Raw genomic sequence first — 20,321 nt, 5'->3', positions numbered from 1 at the left:
ATCATTGAGTGCCCATTGGTTATTTTTTAGCCGACTAAATTAAGAATTTTTATCATTAAAGAATGAAATAATCTCATTGCTTTTTTTTTAGTATAAAGTCTTCCGTAACTCGTTTAAATAAAAAGTTTTAGTCTTTATAAACAGGTATTTCCACATAGCTGTCATTATACCATTTTACCTCAAGGGGTTCCCCGGAATCTTTTATCGTTTCATCACTTACATCCTTGCCTGTCCCGTAATTGATCTGCCAGTTAGGATTTTTATTAACGCCCACCAACAGCAGAAGCTTGCTCCCTTTCTCTATTTTTCTACTCATAACATAAGAATTGTTAATCGGGATTTGTTCCATTTTATTGGGTTCAAGAAGCTGTCTTACTTCATTGTTCTTTGCATAGCTGGCTCTTACAATATGAGTGGACAGTAGAGAGGATTTCCCATCTGGCTGAATCTGGTACAGATAAGTATCCGTATCAAAATCTTTTTTATTGATGGAAACATTGAAAAATCCCGAAAGATTTCCGCTGATGATCATATCCTTATCCAGTACTTCACTTTCAAAAATAATGGAAGTAGTCGTCTTTATACTGTCTTTTTTGCTGACTTTGTAGTAGGTGTCCTTCTGATCTCTGTTTTTAAAATCAACAATTTGTTTTGTGAAGCTTTGGGTTTCCGGCTTATTAAACACTGAAGCTGTGTTTTTCTTGTCCTGAAGGTAGAATTTTACAGTTGAGGTATGCATTTTATCAAGATCAGCAACATGTTTCCAGGTATTGGTGTTCATCACCTGAAAATTAATTCTGTCTTTTAAAATTTCCGGCTTTTTGTCTCCTTTCAGAATATAATCAAACCATGAAAAAGCAAGATCGTCAATGCTTATTCTGGCCACCGGATCAATAGGACTACCGTTCACATAAGTAAAGCCGAAACTTTGTGCCCCTCCATGATTGTAAGGACCAATTATCAGATAGTGTTCTGCATTTTTATTGTATTGGTGATGTTGCTTAAAATAATACAGGGCACCAATCTGATCATCATCATAATATCCGGTTGTTGTCAGAATAGGAATGTTGATTTTAGAAAAATCCTCTTTGTAAGGAACCATTTTCTGCCAGTACTCATCATATGCCGGATGATCCAGCCATCGTTGAAAGATTTTGCTGGTTTTTCCGCTTATTGTGTCCAAAGCCCTGAATGATTTTCCGCTTTTATACCATTCTGTATTAATTAAATTCCATTTTGCAAAATTACCAAAGTCTACTTCATCCGTAAGTTTATTGTTGGTGACATACTGTATCCACTGCAGCATATAGCTCATAAAAATATTATTCTGAGCAGGATAATCGATCCCGATTCCTACAGCAACCTGCGGAACGATTGTCTTTAATGCAGGATGCAGTTTTTTGACAGCTGCCCATTGGCTGAAACCTAGATAACTTCCGCCAATCATTCCTACTTTCCCGTTGCACCATGGCTGTTTGCTTATCCAGTCTATCACTTCATAGATGTCTTCTGATTCGTGCTCAAAAGGATCATTTACGTTATTACTGTTTCTTTTGCCGCGGGTATTGACAACAGCTCCTACATAATTATAAGTAGCAGCTCTTTTTCCAAAGAATTCATCAAATAGTCCTGCATAGATATTATTGGTAAGAATAACAGGAAGTGGGGAAGTATTTCCTTTTTTTCGGACAATTGTAATCGTCAGGGTATTCCCGTTTTTTATTTTAAGATCTTTGGTTTCAATAATGAATTTTTCTTTGTCTTTTGATGCCAGCAGTTGCACTACCTGAGGTTTGATGCTTGAATACGTTTTATAGCTGAGATAACTTTTACATAATGATAGAGCGGTTTTATAATCAATACTGTCTTTGTTTTTTTGTTTGTCCAGTATTTCTTTCATTTGTTTTCTGGATTCTCTTACATTGCCGTCAACCGCAAGAGGCAGTCTGGGAATCAGTTTTTTCGGAAGACTTTCATATTTTTGGTTAAATACTTTCTCAATGGCATTGGGAAAAGAGATATTGCTTTCCTTTTGTGCCAGTTTAGCCATGCTGTACAATTCAAACCCGATATATCTATAGTCTCCCATATGGTGATCGGCAAAGAGATTGCGGTTTTCCGACAGAGAAGCCAACGAATTCTTATAATCCTGAGCTACCATTTGTAAACGGAAAAGATTGTCCAGAAGGTCAACCCTGTTTTCCGGTTTATTTTTTTCGGACTGAAGTTGGGGGATCACTTGTTGTGCAAGTCCCGGCATCTGTTTTTCCAGTATAAGAGAGTCTGTTACAGCGGTCTTTGGAAAGTAAAATTTTTGTGCCTGCATCAGGTTGACAAAAATTAATGCTAAAAGTATCTTAAATTTCATGAGATCGTGTGTTTATGGTATGTTTTTAGCTGCTGTTGAAAAAGTATCAAATTAAAATATGTTTTTGATAACTTATTATTAAAATTGTTTACATTTTATCAGACGAAAGTAGTAAATTTTATCATTGAATGGTGAGAAAATTTTCATCGTTGTTAATTTGCTATTTAAGCCTAATAAATCTGTTAAAACTTGCTTAAACAATAAGTTTTTAATATTTTCGTTAACTTATTTAGACTAATTTTCTTATATCAAGAAGAATGAAATCAAAAAAAATACTTTTAGCGGCTGCGGTCATTTATTTCGGAATCTCCGATGCTCAACAGTCCCAATATTTTACCCAGAAAGAAAATTACAGGTTTAATCTAGCCGAAAATCTTTATCAGACCAAAATATACAACGCTTCTCAATACGAATATGCAAGACAATATTTCTACAATCAGAATTTGTCCCGTTCAAAAAAGGAAGCTGCGCAGTTTTTTGATAATGTGATTGGCGTGATTCTTCAGAAAAATCATGCTGAAGAAGGGTTAACAGCTTTCATGAAAGAGTATCCGAATTCAGCTTATTTTGCGCAGGCTAATCTTCCATTGGCAGATTACTACCTGGCAAAAAAAGATTTTGATAAAGCTTTGGAGACTTTGAAAAAAGTAAACCAGTATCAGCTTTCAAAAGAAGAGAATACACAGTATATTCTGAAGCTTGGATATGCAAAATTCATGATGGGTGATTCTAAAGGAGCTACCGATGCTCTGGAAGAAGCCTACAAAACAGCGGATCAGTCCCAAAAAGGAGATATCGCTTACATGTTGGGGCATTTATATTACAGCAACAGACAAAATGATAAAGCTTTCCAGTATTTTGATTCTATAAAAGATCAGGATAAGTTCTCAAAGCTGGTACGTCCTTATTATGTGCAGATGTATTACAATGATAAGAACTACGATCAGGCAATTACGGAAGGAACTGCTCTATTGAACGAAAATATTTCTGATTCTTATAAAGCTGAAGTTCATAAGATCATTGGGGAGAGTTACTTCATGAAGAATGATTATACCTCGGCCTATCCGCATTTGAAAGACTATCTGAGCGTTCAGCAGAATCCTTCTGAAAACGATTTGTATGAGATGGGATTTGTGGCAGCACAGCTGAAAAAATATGATGAAGCGGTTTCTTATTACAACCAGCTTCTGAACAGCAATTCTGCTTTAGCACAAAATGCTTACTACCAGTTGGGAAATGCTTATCTGGCAGTTGACAAAAAACAGGAAGCTCTTTCTGCATTCCGTTCTTCTTACCAGATGGATTATGATGCGAAAGTGAAGAAACTGGCTCATGAGCAGTATGCTAAATTAAGTTACGATATCGGAAACCCGTTTGAAAGCCCTTCAGCGGTTATTCAAAGTTATATCAACGAAAATCAGAATGGTGCCAATGCCACAGAAATGAGGTCACTATTGGTAAAATCATATCTGTATTCCGGAAACTATAAAGAAACTCTGAACGCGATTGACAGATTGCAGAGTTCTACTCCTGAGATCAACAAAGTAGACCAAGAGGTTTCTTATTTATTGGGGACTGAAGAGTTCAACAAAGGAAATTATGATGAAGCTGAGAAATATTTCTTAAGAAGTCTTGGTTTCAATATCAATAAAGAATTTAACAGCAGAGCTTTATATTGGCTGGCACAGGTATATTACCAGAAAGGAAATTATCCGTCTGCCATCGCCCGTTATGAAAAGCTTCTTACGGAAAACTTCCCTGAAAAGCAGCAGCTGCCATATGATTTAGGATATGCTTATTTTAAATCCAAGAAATTTGATCAGGCTGCTACTTATTTCAAACAATATCTTACCAATCCGAAGCCGGAATTTAAAAATGATGCAGAACTTCGTCTTGCAGATATTCATTATGCCAATAATGACCTGAACGAAGCGATTGCCATCTATGATAAAAACGAAGATGCAACGGATTATACTTTGTACCAGAAAGCAATGGCTTTAGGATTCAAAGGAGATACTCAGGCGAAGATTAACAACCTTAAAAATCTTTTATCAAAATATCCGGATTCTGAATATTACGATGATGCTCAATACGAAATAGGAACAGCCTATGCTGCTCAGGATGATTTTACGAACTCCAATGATTATTTCGGAAAAGTAATTAAAGGATCTGCTGATAAAGATTTAATTGCAAATGCTTCAATTTACAGAGCACAGAACTACATCGATCAGAACCAGAATGATAAAGCGTTTTCTGAACTTAAATCTCTGGGCGAGCAGTATAAAAATACAGCCTATGCTCAGAAAGTGGTGCAGGCTGCAAAACCTATCTTCACGAAAAACGGAGATGTTTCAGGATATGAAACTTTCGCAAGAAATATTGGGGTGAATGTGGATGCTGCAGAAATTGATGAGATCAATCTGTCAACAGGTAAACAGTTGTTTGCAAAGAAAGATTATAAAAACGCAATTTCTTACTACGAAAAGTATCTGACACAGAACCCAACAGGGGAAGGATTGTACCAGGCGAAGTATGAATTGGGAGAAAGTTATTATCAAACCAATAATTCAACTAAAGCTTTACTTGTTCTTCAGGAAGTTGCTGGAATTCAGAACGATTACCAGGATGATGCACAAACTCGTTTAGCTCAAATCTTTATTGCACAAGGGAATACAGCAGAAGCTAAAAAGTATCTTGAAGGCATTAAAAACTCTTCCAATATCAGCATTAAAAATTATGCAAATGTTGAATTGATGAAACTGTATGCAGAAGAAAATAATTTCTCCGAAGCTGAAAAATTAGCTAATGCAGTAATCGCCAATTCTAAAAACTCAGCAGCTGTTATTGAAACCGCGAAAGTGATCAAAGCAAGAAGTCTGATGAACTCAGGAAAAGATAAAGAGGCACAGTCTGCCTATGTTTCTCTTGAAAAATCATCCAACACTTCTGTAGCTGCGGAAGCTTTATATGCAAAAGCATTCTATCAGAACAAAGGGAAAGCATTCAAGTCTTCTAATGAGACGATCTTTAAGCTTGCCAATAACTATGCATCGGAAGAATTCTGGGGAGCAAAAGCGCTGGTGTTGATGGCGAAAAACTATATCGGCCTGAAGGATAATTACCAGGCAAGTTATACCTGTGATCAGATCATTGCAAACTATAAGGATTTCCCTGAAATTGTTGCAGAAGCAAAAGAAGTTAAAAAACAGATTAAGAAATAGTACATGAAGGGTTTTAAAATTGCTATCTATTCTTTCTTAGTTTCGGCTTCACTCTGGAGCTGCATTCCAGCGTACACTGCATATCCTAAAGAGTATAACCGCGCAAAAGCTGATTTTCCTAAGCAAAAGGCTTTTGTAGTGAATAAAGAACTTAAGAAGGAATTTGAGATTTTAAAACATTCTGATATTTATGAAATCGTGGAAGACAGTACCCATGCAGCAAAAATCAGACTGCATCCGATGCTGACCCGTACACCTCCTTGTGGAAACCCGATGATAGGAAGTATGCTTACAGTGGGGTTATTGCCTTCAGGATTTCCGTATGATATTTCTTACAGTTATGATGTAGCGGAGAACAGTACAACGAAAAATTATCAATACAAATTACAAGTTTATCAAAGCCTTTGGCTGTTTAATATATTCAGACTAGGGAGAACTTTTTCAAAACAGTCAGGGAAAGCTTTATTAGGCAATTATATTGCTTCCAATAAATAAAACCCGGTATATATTTTTTTCAAATAAAGAAAATATGAACAAGAAAATTCAAATATTATCCATATTATTTTTAGGAATTTCGTCAGTGGCGTTTTCCCAGATCAAGGAGGAAAAACTGGTTCTTAACAAAAAGAGAGAGCCGGAGGTGAAGAAGATCGAGAAGAAGAAGACTTCTGTGGAAACCATTAAAAACTATCCGCCGGAAGAGAAATCGCAGACGCCTGTGAAATATACCATCACGGATGTTCCGGCAGTTTCTGATTTCAAAACTTCAACGATTCAGGGGGAAGATGTTGCTCCGAAATTTGACGGAACGGCTCAGAATAATTACTTCCAGATCGGAATGGGTAATTATGGTAAAGTCTTAGTAGATGGAAACATATCCAAGACCCTTGAAAATAAATTTGAAGTAGGAGCGGATGTTCACGTACTTTCTACCAATGGTCTTAAAAAAGAGTACGACTGGAAATCCGGGCAGACTTCAGCTAATATTGGTGCTTTCCTGAACTCTTACGGAGAAAAGGGAAAATTCAATATCAACGCTGAATATGGCTTGGATAACTATAATTATTACGGGATCTATGCGATGCAGCCGACTGGTGAGCTTGATCTGAAACAAAAGGTTAATCAGTTTAAAGTAAATGGATACTATGATTTTTATTCCAATGAAATCTTAAATGATGTAAGAGTGAAATCTTCATTCCTGAAAGATCATTTTGATGCTTCGGAAAACCAGGTTTCAATCCTTGCAAACTTCTCTAAACATGCGGTTGAATTAGGGAAATCAGGAATCAATCTGAATGCTGATCTGGGTGTAGGATTGGATGCTGTGAAGACAGATTTTGCCATCAGAGATAAAAACTCTTCCAATTTCTTCAATACCAGCCTGACTCCGAAAGTGACATTCAGAAAAGGAGATTCTTATCTGACATTGGGTTCTTCATTCTCTTTCCTGAATGCTAAAAACTCTAATGATCAGCTGGAACAGCAGAAAAATAACAAAACCTACTGGTTCCCGCAGGCAGAATTTCAGTTTGCTGCAGCCAAAGAATTCAAATTCTATGGTGGGGTAGACGGCGGTCTGAAACTGAATACGTACGGAGATATGTTGCAGACGAATCCATTCATCCTTTCTGACCAGTTTTTAAAGCCTACAGAGACGAAATATCATTTTTATGTAGGATTGAGAGGAGATATTGACGAAACGCTGAAATACGACTTCTCTGCAGGTTACGGAAAGATGAGAGATATTATGTTCTTTAAGGCTAATGGTCTTTTTGATAATACCTCTGTTAGCCGCTCTGCCTACAATTTTGCCAATACATTCTCAGCAGTATATGACGATGGAAATGTAAGCGATATCAAAGGTAGCGTACAGTATTTCCCGTTAGCAAACCTGATTTTAGATGCAGAATTAAGGTTCACCAAGTATGATCTTAAGACTTATGACAATATTTATAACGTTCCATTGTTCAATGCGAGCATCGGGGCAAAATATACAATGCTTGACAAAAAGCTATTGTTAGGATTTAAAGGAATCTTCGCAAGTGACAGAACAACAAACTCTTATGCTATCGAAGGAGTAGGAGCTCCGAATGTCATCTTCCAGTCTACAGAGAATACAAACGATAAAGTTGGTGGTTATGCTGATTTAAATCTTTCTGCAGAGTATAAAATTCACAAAAATTTCAGTATTTTCGCACTCGGAAATAATCTTCTGAGCTCAAAGTATCAGACGTACAAAGGATATAAAGTCCTGGGTGCACAGATTCTGGGAGGAGTGAAAATTACTTTCTAGTATAAATAATGAGTAATTAATAATAAACTATATTTGTTGCTTATTATTAATTACTCATCAAAATGGCTTCGTAGTTCAACTGGATAGAATATCGGATTTCGGCTCCGAGGGTTGGGGGTTCGAACCCCTCCGAAGTCACAAGGCTTAAACCAATCTCACAGAGGGTTTAAGCCTTTTTTATTTGTTAATCAGTAACAAAAACAGTAACACAACTAATACATATGAAAAAAAATTTCACAGGAACTCCAGAACTTTCTTCATCTAGTTCCCAAACTTCTTAACATGCACCCTTTTCTCTGAAACCTTGATGACAAACGGTTCAAGATGTATTATTTTTCCTGCCTGAACGGTAAATTCCTGGTTTGTTTTCTCAGAATAGGTGTTGGCAGGTAATGAACTTTCTACAAGCTCAATTCTGTAATTTCCAGATCCAATAAAAGACCCGATTTCGCCATTATCATCGGTAACTACATGCTGTAAAAACTTATCCTTATCATAGATGTTGAAAATAATTCCTGCTGTTTTAGGATCAAATTCCAATGCTTTTTTGGGATCAAACTCATACGTGATTTTTCCCAGCATGGTCCCGTTTTGGTGCAGTGGGACCTGAAGAGAATAACTGCTTTTTTTTACTTCAAACTCCAGTTCATTATAATACCATCCCTGCTGGATCACCTGCTTGAGCATATAATTACCATACGGAATTGCTTTGTACACAATTTTACCACTCTGATTGGTTTTGAAAGAGACATTATTGATCATAATAATATAATTTTCAGCACTTTGGTCGCCATCATCATATACATTATTATTGTTGTTATCATAAAATACAAATGCCGTTATTTCTCCCTTTTTACTGGCAATAAGTCTGTTAGGCTGCAGGTTCAGAGTGACGCCTGCTTCAACAGTGAAAAAATTGTTGCTGAAATTGTTGGAAGAATAATTGAACCAGGAAGAATTCAGGAATACTCCATATCTTTCTTTTGTATATTTCAGGTTGACAAATCCTGAAGGAGACTTCCCATATAAAACATCATCCGTATACGATAATCCCGAAGTAATATTGAGCTTTTCGTTTAACAGGTTTTTATTAACAAAGGCGGATACTGAAAATTTCTTATACAGGACGTTTCCATTGAAATTTCTTGATGAAGCAAATTCAGAGAGATAATAGCTTCCATGCTGATATATTCCGTTGATGTTGAACCATTTATAGCCGTAATTTCCGGTGATCTTCATCTGGTATTCTGCATTGTGGCCATCCGGATAATTAACTGCTCCTGCTTCCACAGCAAGTAATGTAGAATGTTTTCTGTTACTACTGATCCATGTTGTATTCTGGCTGATCCTAAAGGCTTTCAGCGTTTGTAATTCCTGATTTCCTGAAGTATCAAAAAAGTTGTTGTAGCTGTTAGAGCTTTCTTCCTGATATTGTGTACCCACAGCAAATCCGAAATTTTTCCTTTTCGCGAAGTTGATTCCAATATCTCCTCTTATCGTATTGGATCTAAAATCATTGATATAAGAGTAAAATTTTGGTGAAAAGTTAGAGACCATCACATTCGCATACAAATAATGGTTTTCAAAAATGGGGGTTGAGAAATTCTGCTGTATTTGCAGCATTCCTCTTCTGTTTCCGGGATAATAGTCACTGCTGTAGAAGTAGTTCCCATTCAGATTGACTTTTTTGATGGTTCCTGAATACTGTGTTTCCAAAGCCAGGGAAGGCTTGGTAAGATGTGTATTTTCATAATAACTCAGACCGCTGTATACTTTGGAATTCACTTTCCAATCCTTATTGAAAGAATACTGAATATCCGTACCGAATACATGATGATTCGCTTTTTCATAAGGATCATTTTTAAAAATATAGGTTGCTGAGAAATTTTTTGAGGTATTTTGAGCGCCCATTATACCCCTGGCATAAAACCCGTATCCGTATTTCAAAAAAGAATTCCTTTCAATAAGGCTGAAACTCTGATCTACAAAACCTACTTCTATTTTCTTGTCTTTATCCGGAGAAGTGTATGCATATTCTGCACCTCTTCCAAATAATGAAACTTCCATAATTTTACTGATATTCCCTAAGGTAAATTCATTTTGTTCCCTATGATAAGACACATAAGTATTGCTCACAACAGGATCACTTTGATTGTTCAGCGTATAAATATTACCACGGATAAACATATAACCCGAAGGAAGATTAAAGCCGCCTGATCCTATCAGCTGATACATATCTGTGTTGTTGCCGACCCGTCTGTAACTGGCAGTAATGGTATTTTTACTGTAATTTGAAAACAGATCGAACTCCATATCCTGATAACGCTGGGTAGAAGAAACATTTTGTACCGATATAGAAGTATTACCGAAAATTTCCTTGTCCGGTTCTCTGAAACCTGCAATATTAACCGTAAACTGAGAGCTCTTAAGCAGATTTCCGGAAGGCAGGAAGCGAAAAACAAATACAGAATCTTTCTGCACATCGATAGTTCCCTTTTTTTCGATAAAAAGGTTCTTTTGAGTAGCTTCCGGAATTTTAAATACAATGGTAACATGCTGCCTTTTGTTTCCTAAATTAGAAACCCTTGCCCGGACTTCCAGGGAATCTTTAGAGGTTCCCATGTAGATAACAGGATTTTCAGCTGTTATCTTCATATTGTTATTTTCCGTTACCACATAGGAGAGACTCTTTTTTACAACCTGTTGATTTTTTTCATCGGTAATGGTAAATACGAGATCTGCTTTACCGGAAATGATAGTGTTGCTGGTCAGTATTTTGATGGGAATAAACAGATTCTGGCCGGGATTCAGTTCGATCTCAGCATTATTGTCAGAAATTGTTCTGAAACCTTTGGGGGGCTTAACTTCAACTTTGCCTTTAAAATGTTTGTTTTCATTGTTTTTCAGAACAAGCAGAATCTCTACAATATTAGGATTAGCCCGATTGGGCTCATTACGGATCTCCATACTTATAGCTGTACCAGTTTGAGCCGAAATCCAAACGGAAAACGGGATCAGAATAAAAAACATTATTTTCCTGAACAGCCTGTTATGAAGCATTATAAATTATTGAGGCGTAATCTCGAATTGAAGGGTTGTTGTATAATCTTCTGCTTTGGCATTGATAAATCTTTCATCATTAGGTTTGGTAGAATACTTCATGTCATAATAAACATCAGCATTCTGTGTAGAACTACCGGCAGCGACAAGCTGTGGCACTGTACTTAGCAAAACAGTATACGCCGTTCCCATATTGCCTGAAATAGGAATCAGATTAAGCTGTACAGCATCAAGAGGCAGAAAGTTGCCGGAAGAAGAACTGAACTGAGTCTGAAGGGATTTTAATTTGATCTGATACTTCGTATTGCTTTTTACAATAAGTGCATTAGAATAACTTACACTGGCTCCATTTGCGTAATCCTGCATGTTTTTAAATTCCAGGTTACCGTTCATGGCTGCAGCTCCAAACTTCATAGACATCTCCGGAATATCCGTAGGAGTTCCCGAAAGCGTACCGATCTGAAACTGGAAATTATGATCTACAGTACCGATAATATTGTTGTACTGATCATAGGCTGTAAACTGTAATGGCGCTGTAAAAGTAATCCAGGCTGGATAGGCTCCAAGATAGGTTCCTCCAGCCAGATTCATGCTGTATTTAATCTGAAGGCTATAATAACCATTCGGTTGTGCTGGCTGATTATATAATGCAGCATTTGACTGAGGAATTAAGAAAACCTCCTGACTTTCTTTCAAAATCACATTAAGCGGCATCCCGATTTGTGGAATAGACGGAACCGGGTTAGGATAGGCCTTTCCTGATGATGAAACCGGCTGAAAGGAAATTTTATTCGCAGGTAAAATATAATTTCCCTGATTGGACACAATAGGCTGCTTCAATCTTACCGAAACTCTCCAATAAGGCATGTTGATATTCCCGTTACCCGCTAAAGTAAGCGTGTATGCATCCGGATTTGTATTGCCGTTATAAGAATTAATCTGCAAATAACTGTTTACCCATGAGCTGTATGAAATTTGTGAAAAGCAGCTTACGGAGATCAATAGCAGGATAAGACACAGTTTTTTATTCATGTGTAAAATTCAGTTCTGCTAACTCCAGATTATTATTGTCCCCATAATCAATCATTACTGATGCAGTATATTTTCCTTTTAACAGTGTTGCAGGAAGAGGGATGTTCAATTCTCTCTTGTTTCCAGGCATGGTATAGAAAATAATCTGATCAAGCGATACTTTATTGCCGTTTTCTGTATTCACAAGTTCCGTTTGTATTTTTCCATCGATCCATATATTACCCTGATTTTCAAATAAGATGGTAAGATCTTTTTTGGATGGAGCCAGAGTAAGATTATGAATCTCAATTTTTTTACTGGCTTTGGCAGTTAACTTATGAAAGAGTTTAATTCCTGAACGGATACTTACTTTTATATTGGCCCCTTTGTTATCTACATCATTCACAGGATTCATCTGACTCACATACAATACACCGGTATGAGCTAACATCTGATCTGATAATGTAGCGGGAGGAGTGATAGTGACATCAATATCTTTTCGTTCCCCCGGAGCTAATGTAAAATAGGTATCTTCATTTTTTATTGATATCCAGCTTGCGCAGGATGTCGGCAGCGTATTGGCAGGAGACATTTTGTTTTCTCCTGTTTCATTATATTCCCAGTCGCCTAAACTGACAGCCATGTCCAGAGAATTTTTTGCACTTACATTGGTTACAGTTACCTTCTGGGTAGTGCTTTTTCCTGCATCGGATTCAAAATAAAGTCTGGGTGGAGATACAGATACACCTGTCTGAGCATTGATTTGAGAACAGAAAAGGAGTAAAGAGAATAAAATGAAGATATAAGATCGGTTCATTATTATACTTTGCTGTTAAAGTACAGATAAAGTGCTACAATTTGTAACACTTTATCTGCAGTAGTTTATATAATATTTAAATACCTATTGAGAAATAATAGTATACGTTAACTCTGTTGTATAAACGGTAGGATCCTGACCTGCAATATAATTGTCAAGGTAAGCATTAGCTCCTGCTCCTTTATATTCAATATTAATTTTTTTGTCTACACCACCGTTTGCAGAGGTTACTAATATTGCATCGTTAGCAGAAAGTTGTACATTCTGTGCATACTGAGCTCCGTTAAGAACTTCAGTTCCTGCACTGGCCTTAATTTGAATGGTATTAGCCTGGATATTTTTTGCCCCACTTTGCAATGCTCCATTGGCACCTTTTACTTTTACCTGGAAACCTCCTGTGCTATAGATGCTTAAATGGTCAGCATTCACAGAGGATACTCCGTTGGCATAGTCATCTTTAGTTTTATAGTCTAAGTTGACAACCTTTTGAGCAGGATTAACGATAAGAGTTTGGATAGGTTTTAATCTAACATTTAGAGTTACATTTTGCTGAGCCTGTAAAGCAACAAAACCAAATAGCGACATTGAGGCTACAATATATTTCTTCATAAAATAACGGGAGTTTTAATAGTATATTACTTCTTGTTTTTTTTCAGGTGCAAATTTAGAAAGAGGGACAGGTACTTATTTTGTGAAAAAGTACTAAAGATTTGTAAATTTGGTTTTGGAAATAATCTTGCTGAAAAATAGTATTTTATGAAGGAAAATAAACTTTTAAGTTAATTAAAAATTAGAAATATTGTTAATATTGTTAAATCAATGTTATATTATTATCAATTTACCAAAAACAAAAGGCTGGAAATTTAAAAAAATAATATAAAATGCATAGTAAATAAGCTTCAGACCAGCTTATTGAGAGATTAAAGTTAACATCATAAAAGTAGACTTATCTTTAAACTGTTTTATAATTTTATCTATTTTTTGATTTATCATGAATTTTTTTTCGATTACTCCATCATGACTTTTAATAAGATTATACTCGTCCTTATCATCCTGTTGAATTCCTAACTGAAAGCCTGATGGACTTGAAATGATAACAGAGTTTATTTCCGGCTGGATACTTTCATCTGTATCATCAGCCATTTCGCTGTCACCTCCAACCGCCAGCATTTGGGTAGGATAAAGTCTTACATTCACCTGAACATCATCTGTCTGCGCATAGATACTCATGGAAACGAAAAGAAAAATTACTGAAAAAATATATCTTTTTAACATATATTAATTTTTCACTGATCTGTTATTTATCCAAAAATACAATATTATTTTTACATTATTTCATTTCTGAGGGATTTTTTCCTGTATGTTTTTTAATAAAATTACTAAAATTTCCTTCATCACTGAATCCCAGCTCATAAGCAATTTCAGAAATATTGTTGCCTGAGAAACTAAGGGATTTTTTGCATTCGTTAATCAGTTTTTCAATGATAATATGCTTGGCCGTTTTTCCCAAAACATACTCGGTCATCTCAGTTAATTTTCTGGGCGTGATATTCAGTTCATTGGCATAGTGGGAAACCTTTTTAGCCTTTTTATAGTCTCTCTGCAAAAGGACCTTAAATCGATTGACGTAGTGGAGGTAATCAAATTTGATGTCTTTTTTCAGTGTTTCGGCCGGGATGTGTAAAAATGCATCCAGAATCAATCTCTCAATAGCGTTATGGGCAGCAGAAACGTACAGGCTTTCATCCTTATGCTGAAAGTTGTGCATTCTTCCCATAAAAACAATGTTCATTTCCTTAATGTTTTCAAAAGGTGCTATAAAAACATCAGAATCATAATTAAAAAAAAGCCTTGAATTGATGAACATGCTGTCTTTTCCGGATCTTTCATAAAAACTTGATGAAAATGCAATGATATAAACCTCTCCCCGTTTGGTTTCCCCAAATACAATTTGTTTTTGCGGGCCTACAAATGCGATATGACCGCCTTTTATGGGATGTGGAATATTTTCAACTTCCAAAGTAATATCTTCTATAATGATGTAGATACAGAAATACTCAAGGGTATTAAAACTTCTTTTATTATTATTTCTCTGTATGATATTATTTAATGTGTTGATGCTGAATCCTAAATTCTTCAATTGGTCTGTGATAACGTACATATTAATAAGCTTCAATAAAATGATAAAGTTGTCCTATAGTGGCGGATTATACAGCTAAAATGAGCCTAAAGATCAAACTATATGATATAATTAGGATATTTAGGTACTTATTTTGAAGCCTGATTTGACTAATATAAATGTATATAAAAATAACTATGTTTTTGTCATTAATTTTACGTTATTATACTGTTTTATTTTCTTTCATAATCCTTATATGAAAGTTATCTTATAATTTTCATTACATTTATTACTCTCTAATCGTAACAGCGCTGAATGCGTAATTCTATTGATTATCATTTTTTATCTTTTCTGCCAATGAGTAAATCCTGCAAAATCATTGATTTGCAGGATTAGGATTTATAAAAATAAGCCAAAAGGTTGTGGCAAATTGTTTTTCCCTTTATTTCTAAATAGGCTGGGGAATCTCAAGATCATCACAGTTGATTACTTTTGGGATGCATCTTTTTACTTTTTCACACCATTGATGAGTGTATATGCAAACTGACGGAAATGGGCCGCCAATTGGTCCTGCCCCTGTTACGGTTTTCAATTCGTTTCTTGAAAGTTTTTTAAGATTTTTCATAATACAAAATGTTTTTATTTTCCTACTCTTTTAGGGAAAGCTTTTCGGATACCGCTTATTTACCATTCAAAAATGGGGTATCAGACAATTAAAACAAAGCATGATTTAATAAGTGGTGGTACTTTTTATATAAGTGAAGCAGTTTAAAGGCTTACTGTATAGATGGCATAGAAAATCTGATACTCCGACAGCTGAAATATTACACAAAAGTGCCATAGGCAAGGATCTGATTTACATGTAATTTTACCATAAAATCAATCAATATCTCTGGAACTTCAGGTTTACCTTCAATCTTAAAATATAAAATCATGAAAACAACTTTACTCGTAATTGTATTGACCGCTGTTTTTTCAGGCAGTCTTTTTGGGCAAAGAAATTTTGAAATAGTTATTGAAAGAAAGCTATCATCAGCGGCCTGTACCTTAGGGTATCTCATTGCAGATAAAAAAGTCATCTGCCATACGTTGGAGCTGCCATGGGAAAATAATACAAAAAACATCAGTTGTATTCCTCCCGGATCTTATAACGGTATTTTGAGATATGATAAAAATGACGGATGGAGAATACAGCTTGAAAATGTACCGGACAGAGATGGAGTACAAATTCATATGGGAAACTATACAAAGCAGATCAAAGGATGTATTTTGGTGGGGATGGAAACAGATATTGAAAATTGTAATGTAAGGAACAGTAAACTGGCGTACAGTAAATTGAAAGACGCATTTTACGGGACTTCAAATCCTAACAGTACTCCTGATAAAAACATTATAGTAACCTTTAAATAGACTAATCATGAAAAACTTTTATGTAACCATTGTATTGCTGCTTGCCAATACCGGAGTTATCTGGTCGCAAGTGACGCCAAATTCTAACAAATTTTCAGTCGAGAATTATGTAGCCATAGATAGTAAAGGGAAATATACACTTTACAATACCCACGGCTTTTATGAAAATGTTGCTAAGGGTAATGTTGCCAGGGTGTTTATATTGCCTATTCTTAAGTTTGACATCAATAATATTAAATATATAGATAGTAAAGGAAATGAAACCTATAAGAGCTCAGATCAAATCCGGACATTGATTATTCCGGTAACACAGGAGCTGGCATTACCCAATGAAAGCCAGAAAGCATCAATTTGTGCTGCAATAAAAAGCACGACAATAGCAGCATTTTATCCTCCGATTCTAAAAAATACAAATGGTCAGCCCGTTTTAACGCCTTACCTGGTTACCAATGCTGCATTAACCAACCATTTCTTTTCCCTTGCCCAACAGTATGAAACTACGATGCTGGCTCCTCAGGAACAGTTGATTAAAAATTATAATACAGAGTTCCAAAGTCAGATCATTTCACCTACCGAGGTAGAATTCATTGTAGAAGCAGGAGGGGAGACAGTTTACAGCAAACGAATTCCAGGAACACTGGTTGGAAATAAAAGCTTTAAAAATATAAGTATTGAAAATCCTACGGAATATGTTAAAAATCTGCTGGCCAACGGAAATGGTGAGATATCGGTCAGCTATAAATTTAAAAATTCTAAAAACAGTTATATTAATGCACATATAGACGGCAGTACTATTGTTAATCAATTTTTGAGTGATGCTCAAAAGAGCAGTGTCAGTCAGAAATCAAGCGGGTGGGCATTTCTTGGGTTGGGAAGCAGCCGGAAATCAATGAAGTCCTCATTCAATCAGCAGATTGAGAATCAGTATACTGCTGAAAAAATTAATAATACAAGAATCGAAATGTATGATGCAGATGACGATATGATTTATCAGTTTGAAGAAAAATTCTTTCCTGATATCTCTCAGGAGGAAGCCCTTAAAAATCACCTGCAGGCAGCCGAAAAAGCAAAAGCAGAAGGAAATGATAAATTGCAGAATTTACATTTACAGTTTGCAGAATCATTACAAAAAAATGATCCTAATCTAACTCCTAATATTGAGGCTGCTGTAGCGGCTCTTGGTAGAAAAGATTATATCGGATTTATAGCCAATGGAGTAAGATGGGGGAATAATGGAGCGAAAGGTAACACTTCCTTTAAAAAGGTGCTGAACAGTACTGAAATGACGAAGATGGTGGAAGATTACAGCCATACGAAAACAATATCAGTACAGCATGCGGTTACTCAACCTGTCATTGCCAAGGAAGATGTGAAGTTTAGAGCTTCTGTAGGAGTGATAGATGTTATTCCATGGGATGTGCAGCTCTATGTTTTTAATGGATATAATACTGTTCTTCAGAATGTAAAAGGAGTATTAATAGGCCCAACGACTGTAGGCGGAGCTTTACATCTCAATAATATCCTGGCTGGTACTCTGGTTAAAAAAGTAGGTGCTTATTCCGTATATGATGCTCAGACTTTTACAGATGCTTTAAAAAACTATGAGCCTGGGGAAAGAACTGATTTAACTTTAGTCGTGCCTAATGCAATGAATCCCAATGTCTATCAGGAAAAAACCGTGCAATTTACGCTGGGATCTCTTCCGGTTATTGATTAAAATTTACGATGAATATCCAATGAGAATAGTAAAAGGCTCCTGTAGATTTTTTCAACAGGAGTTCTTTTTATGGAGTATACCCATTGAAGTTTTGCTTTTCCCAATGGTATTACTAAAAATACATCTTTGTAGATGCTTGAATTCTCCACCCGTCGGCATTTTCATTTCTGAAATTTTGCTTTTTTCCATAATTACCCTCTATTCCAAATCTGACCTTTTTGTAGGGATGATAAATAATATTGCATGAAATATTTTGGAATCTTCTCGTCATATCTTTTGGGATAAAATCATAAAAACCAATATTAGAGTAGCTGAAAAAAAATACGGAACTCCATTTAGATGCCCACCAATGTTCATAAGCACCAATGATGTTAAACAGTTGTAAGGTTTCTAATAAATTTTTGTTATAAAGATTAGGAACTGCATCATAACTCTCTTCTCTCAGATTCGTATTGTAAGTTGAAAATCCTTTCCCGAATGAGCTTTGAAGGCTAAATGTATTTTTTGTGTCTAATCGTATTTTGCCAGAAATCATTCCACCCCAGCCTATAATAGTATTGGTCTTATAATCCTCTTTAGAGGTATATTTCATATCATAACTTATAGGGGATAAAACAATCCCAGCCTTGATATAGTTCTTTTCATTTCCATAGCGATATAACGTTGAAAATGCTGGGATTATAGCCCTTTTTTGCCAGTTTAATGAGTCGGTCGGTAGTCTTATGCTTGGAGTATTAGGGTCCTCCAGAGAGAAAGAAAGGCTGCCTTTTGTGGAAATTGGGGTAGTATAACGTAATTGTATTCTTCTTGTCAGAAATAATCCATCAGGAGGTACAAAGTCAAAAATCATGGGAAGAATTTCTATGTCAGAAAAATTGCTCCATGTTTGCCCTGCAAGCCATTTGTTCCATTGTAAATACCCATGTCTGAATCTTGGAGCTGTTGTGCCGTTTGGTCCGGAAAAATCAATTTCTGCGTAAACAGATAAAGTCTTGTTATCATTTGTATTTTTTTGTTTGAAACCTATTCCAAGTGTGGTTTGTTTTACACTGAAATTACTATTTATGGCATTCTTTTGTGGTATTTCTATCGAATAAGAAGAAAAACCATCTTTCGATTTCATATTCTGGAAGCTTACCATATAATCAGCCTGAACAAATCCTTTTATATAAAGTTCCCGGTCACTCTGATCATCAGATTTAATGGTAGCAAGGGTAATCTGTGCCGGAATTTTACCACAAAATATTATGGTAAAGATTATAATTTTTATAATCTCTACAGAAGTTTTTTTCATCATGTAATGTGTTGTTAAAATTTAAAGTCAACCATATCTGATCAATATTTTGATTGTGTTTTTTATTTATATAAAGTTTTCAGGTATCTGTTTTTAGCGTTTTGGGAACTCCCTATATAAATATTGACAGGTTAGGAAACTTTAATGAAAGTCATCTTTAAAAAAGCTTCTGCAAATGTATTGCATTGTGTTTTTTTTAATAGCATAGTGGGAATGTTGAAATGTGTCAGAAGTTGCACATTTGGATGATTACAAATGTCAATACTTGTCAATAACTGTCAATTGGAGATTTGGTATGAATAAGATAGAATAGCATTCATATATTTAAAAAAAATTATTGGAAAATAAGATTGTCAACCGAGTGTTAGAATTAAACTATATATATGAAAAGACAGAATAAACTTTTTATAGCAATTATCATTGCCCTTCTTGTTGGAGTAGGAATTGGAGGTATTGTACACGTGAAATATCCTGAGAATGCAGAACCTTTTGCTAAAAACATAAAACTGCTGGGAACGGTTTTCATCAGATTGGTACAGATGATTATTGCTCCTTTGGTGTTTACGACTTTGGTGGTGGGTATTGCCAAAATGAGTGATATTAAAATGATCGGAAGGGTAGGAACAAAAGCGATGCTTTGGTTTATTTCCGCATCTCTGATTTCCCTTTTTATCGGGTTGATCCTCGTTAATTGGCTGGAGCCGGGACATGTCACAAAACTACCGATTCAGGACGTATCTTCTGCTGATGAGCTTCTTAAAAGCAGTAAAAGTTTCTCCATGGAAGACTTTGTAAAGCATATGATTCCTAAAAGTTTATTTGAAGCCTTTGCAACCAATGAAGTATTGCAGATCGTGATATTTGCAGTGATGTTTGGAGTTGCCCTTGCCAATTTAGGTGAAGAGTATTCTAAGCCTGTGGTGAAGCTTTTTGATATCATCGCTCACGCAATCCTTAAAATGGTTGGGTACATCATGTGGTTTGCTCCGCTGGGAGTATTGGGATCTATTG

The 20,321-nt window shown here is 35.7% G+C and carries 15 protein-coding genes and 1 tRNA gene; 7 read left to right on the top strand and 9 right to left on the bottom strand.

The window, feature by feature from the left end:
- Positions 1-127: 127 nt before the first annotated feature.
- Positions 128-2,368: a CocE/NonD family hydrolase gene (locus LC457_RS21075; RefSeq protein WP_223601598.1), complete on the bottom strand. Its 2,241-nt coding sequence runs from the start codon at positions 2,366-2,368 to the stop codon at positions 128-130.
- Between the two features lie 257 nt (positions 2,369-2,625).
- On the opposite strand from LC457_RS21075, the gene LC457_RS21070 reads away from it, so the two are divergent.
- The 4 genes from LC457_RS21070 to LC457_RS21055 all read left to right on the top strand — a co-directional run bounded on the left by LC457_RS21070 (position 2,626) and on the right by LC457_RS21055 (position 8,020).
- On the top strand, positions 2,626-5,589 hold the full coding sequence (locus LC457_RS21070) for a tetratricopeptide repeat protein (RefSeq protein WP_223601597.1): 2,964 nt from the start codon (positions 2,626-2,628) through the stop codon (positions 5,587-5,589).
- 3 nt (positions 5,590-5,592) lie between these two features.
- Positions 5,593-6,084 carry a hypothetical protein gene (locus LC457_RS21065; RefSeq protein ID WP_223601596.1) on the top strand — a complete coding sequence of 164 codons (492 nt, stop codon included), beginning with the start codon at positions 5,593-5,595 and terminating at the stop codon, positions 6,082-6,084.
- 34 nt (positions 6,085-6,118) lie between these two features.
- Entirely contained in the window at positions 6,119-7,882 is a 1,764-nt protein-coding gene (locus LC457_RS21060) for a TonB-dependent receptor (RefSeq protein ID WP_223601595.1), read from the top strand.
- 64 nt (positions 7,883-7,946) lie between these two features.
- Positions 7,947-8,020, top strand: a tRNA-Arg gene (locus LC457_RS21055).
- Between the two features lie 123 nt (positions 8,021-8,143).
- Here LC457_RS21055 and LC457_RS21050 read toward each other — a convergent pair.
- The 7 genes from LC457_RS21050 to LC457_RS21020 all read right to left on the bottom strand — a co-directional run bounded on the left by LC457_RS21050 (position 8,144) and on the right by LC457_RS21020 (position 15,514).
- The gene (locus LC457_RS21050) at positions 8,144-10,912 is read right to left on the bottom strand and encodes a hypothetical protein (protein ID WP_223601594.1); all 2,769 of its coding nucleotides are present in this window, start codon (positions 10,910-10,912) and stop codon (positions 8,144-8,146) included.
- Positions 10,913-10,948: 36 nt separating this feature from the next.
- On the bottom strand, positions 10,949-11,974 hold the full coding sequence (locus tag LC457_RS21045) for a hypothetical protein (RefSeq protein ID WP_223601593.1): 1,026 nt from the start codon (positions 11,972-11,974) through the stop codon (positions 10,949-10,951).
- Positions 11,967-12,770 carry a molecular chaperone gene (locus LC457_RS21040; RefSeq protein WP_223601592.1) on the bottom strand — a complete coding sequence of 268 codons (804 nt, stop codon included), beginning with the start codon at positions 12,768-12,770 and terminating at the stop codon, positions 11,967-11,969. The genes LC457_RS21045 and LC457_RS21040 overlap by 8 nt, the downstream gene beginning before the upstream one ends.
- Before the next feature lie 84 nt (positions 12,771-12,854).
- Positions 12,855-13,379: a hypothetical protein gene (locus tag LC457_RS21035; RefSeq protein WP_223601591.1), complete on the bottom strand. Its 525-nt coding sequence runs from the start codon at positions 13,377-13,379 to the stop codon at positions 12,855-12,857.
- A gap of 300 nt (positions 13,380-13,679) precedes the next feature.
- A complete protein-coding gene (locus LC457_RS21030) occupies positions 13,680-14,045 on the bottom strand; it encodes a hypothetical protein (RefSeq protein WP_223601590.1) in 366 nt (121 codons plus the stop codon).
- A 55-nt stretch (positions 14,046-14,100) separates the two neighbouring features.
- A complete protein-coding gene (locus LC457_RS21025; RefSeq protein WP_223601589.1) occupies positions 14,101-14,931 on the bottom strand; it encodes an AraC family transcriptional regulator in 831 nt (276 codons plus the stop codon).
- 406 nt (positions 14,932-15,337) lie between these two features.
- A complete protein-coding gene (locus LC457_RS21020; protein ID WP_223601588.1) occupies positions 15,338-15,514 on the bottom strand; it encodes a hypothetical protein in 177 nt (58 codons plus the stop codon).
- 308 nt (positions 15,515-15,822) lie between these two features.
- Here LC457_RS21020 and LC457_RS21015 point away from each other — a divergent pair, with 308 nt between their 5' ends.
- Both LC457_RS21015 and LC457_RS21010 read left to right on the top strand, forming a co-directional pair.
- Positions 15,823-16,299, top strand: a complete 477-nt coding sequence (locus tag LC457_RS21015) for a DUF5675 family protein (RefSeq protein WP_223601587.1) — start codon at positions 15,823-15,825, stop codon at positions 16,297-16,299.
- A 7-nt stretch (positions 16,300-16,306) separates the two neighbouring features.
- On the top strand, positions 16,307-18,016 hold the full coding sequence (locus LC457_RS21010; RefSeq protein ID WP_223601586.1) for a hypothetical protein: 1,710 nt from the start codon (positions 16,307-16,309) through the stop codon (positions 18,014-18,016).
- 112 nt (positions 18,017-18,128) lie between these two features.
- Here LC457_RS21010 and LC457_RS21005 read toward each other — a convergent pair whose 3' ends face one another.
- Positions 18,129-19,313, bottom strand: a complete 1,185-nt coding sequence (locus LC457_RS21005) for a DcaP family trimeric outer membrane transporter (protein ID WP_223601585.1) — start codon at positions 19,311-19,313, stop codon at positions 18,129-18,131.
- 380 nt (positions 19,314-19,693) lie between these two features.
- On the opposite strand from LC457_RS21005, the gene LC457_RS21000 reads away from it, so the two are divergent.
- Positions 19,694-20,321 (top strand): dicarboxylate/amino acid:cation symporter (locus tag LC457_RS21000; RefSeq protein ID WP_223601584.1); only part of this gene is annotated, 628 nt, incomplete at its 3' end.

Origin of the sequence: Chryseobacterium sp. GVT01B, assembly GCF_019970045.1 — a bacterium.
Taxonomy (GTDB): domain Bacteria; phylum Bacteroidota; class Bacteroidia; order Flavobacteriales; family Weeksellaceae; genus Chryseobacterium.
Note: the sequence above shows the minus strand (reverse complement) of the source record. Positions and strands in the feature narration are given on the sequence as shown.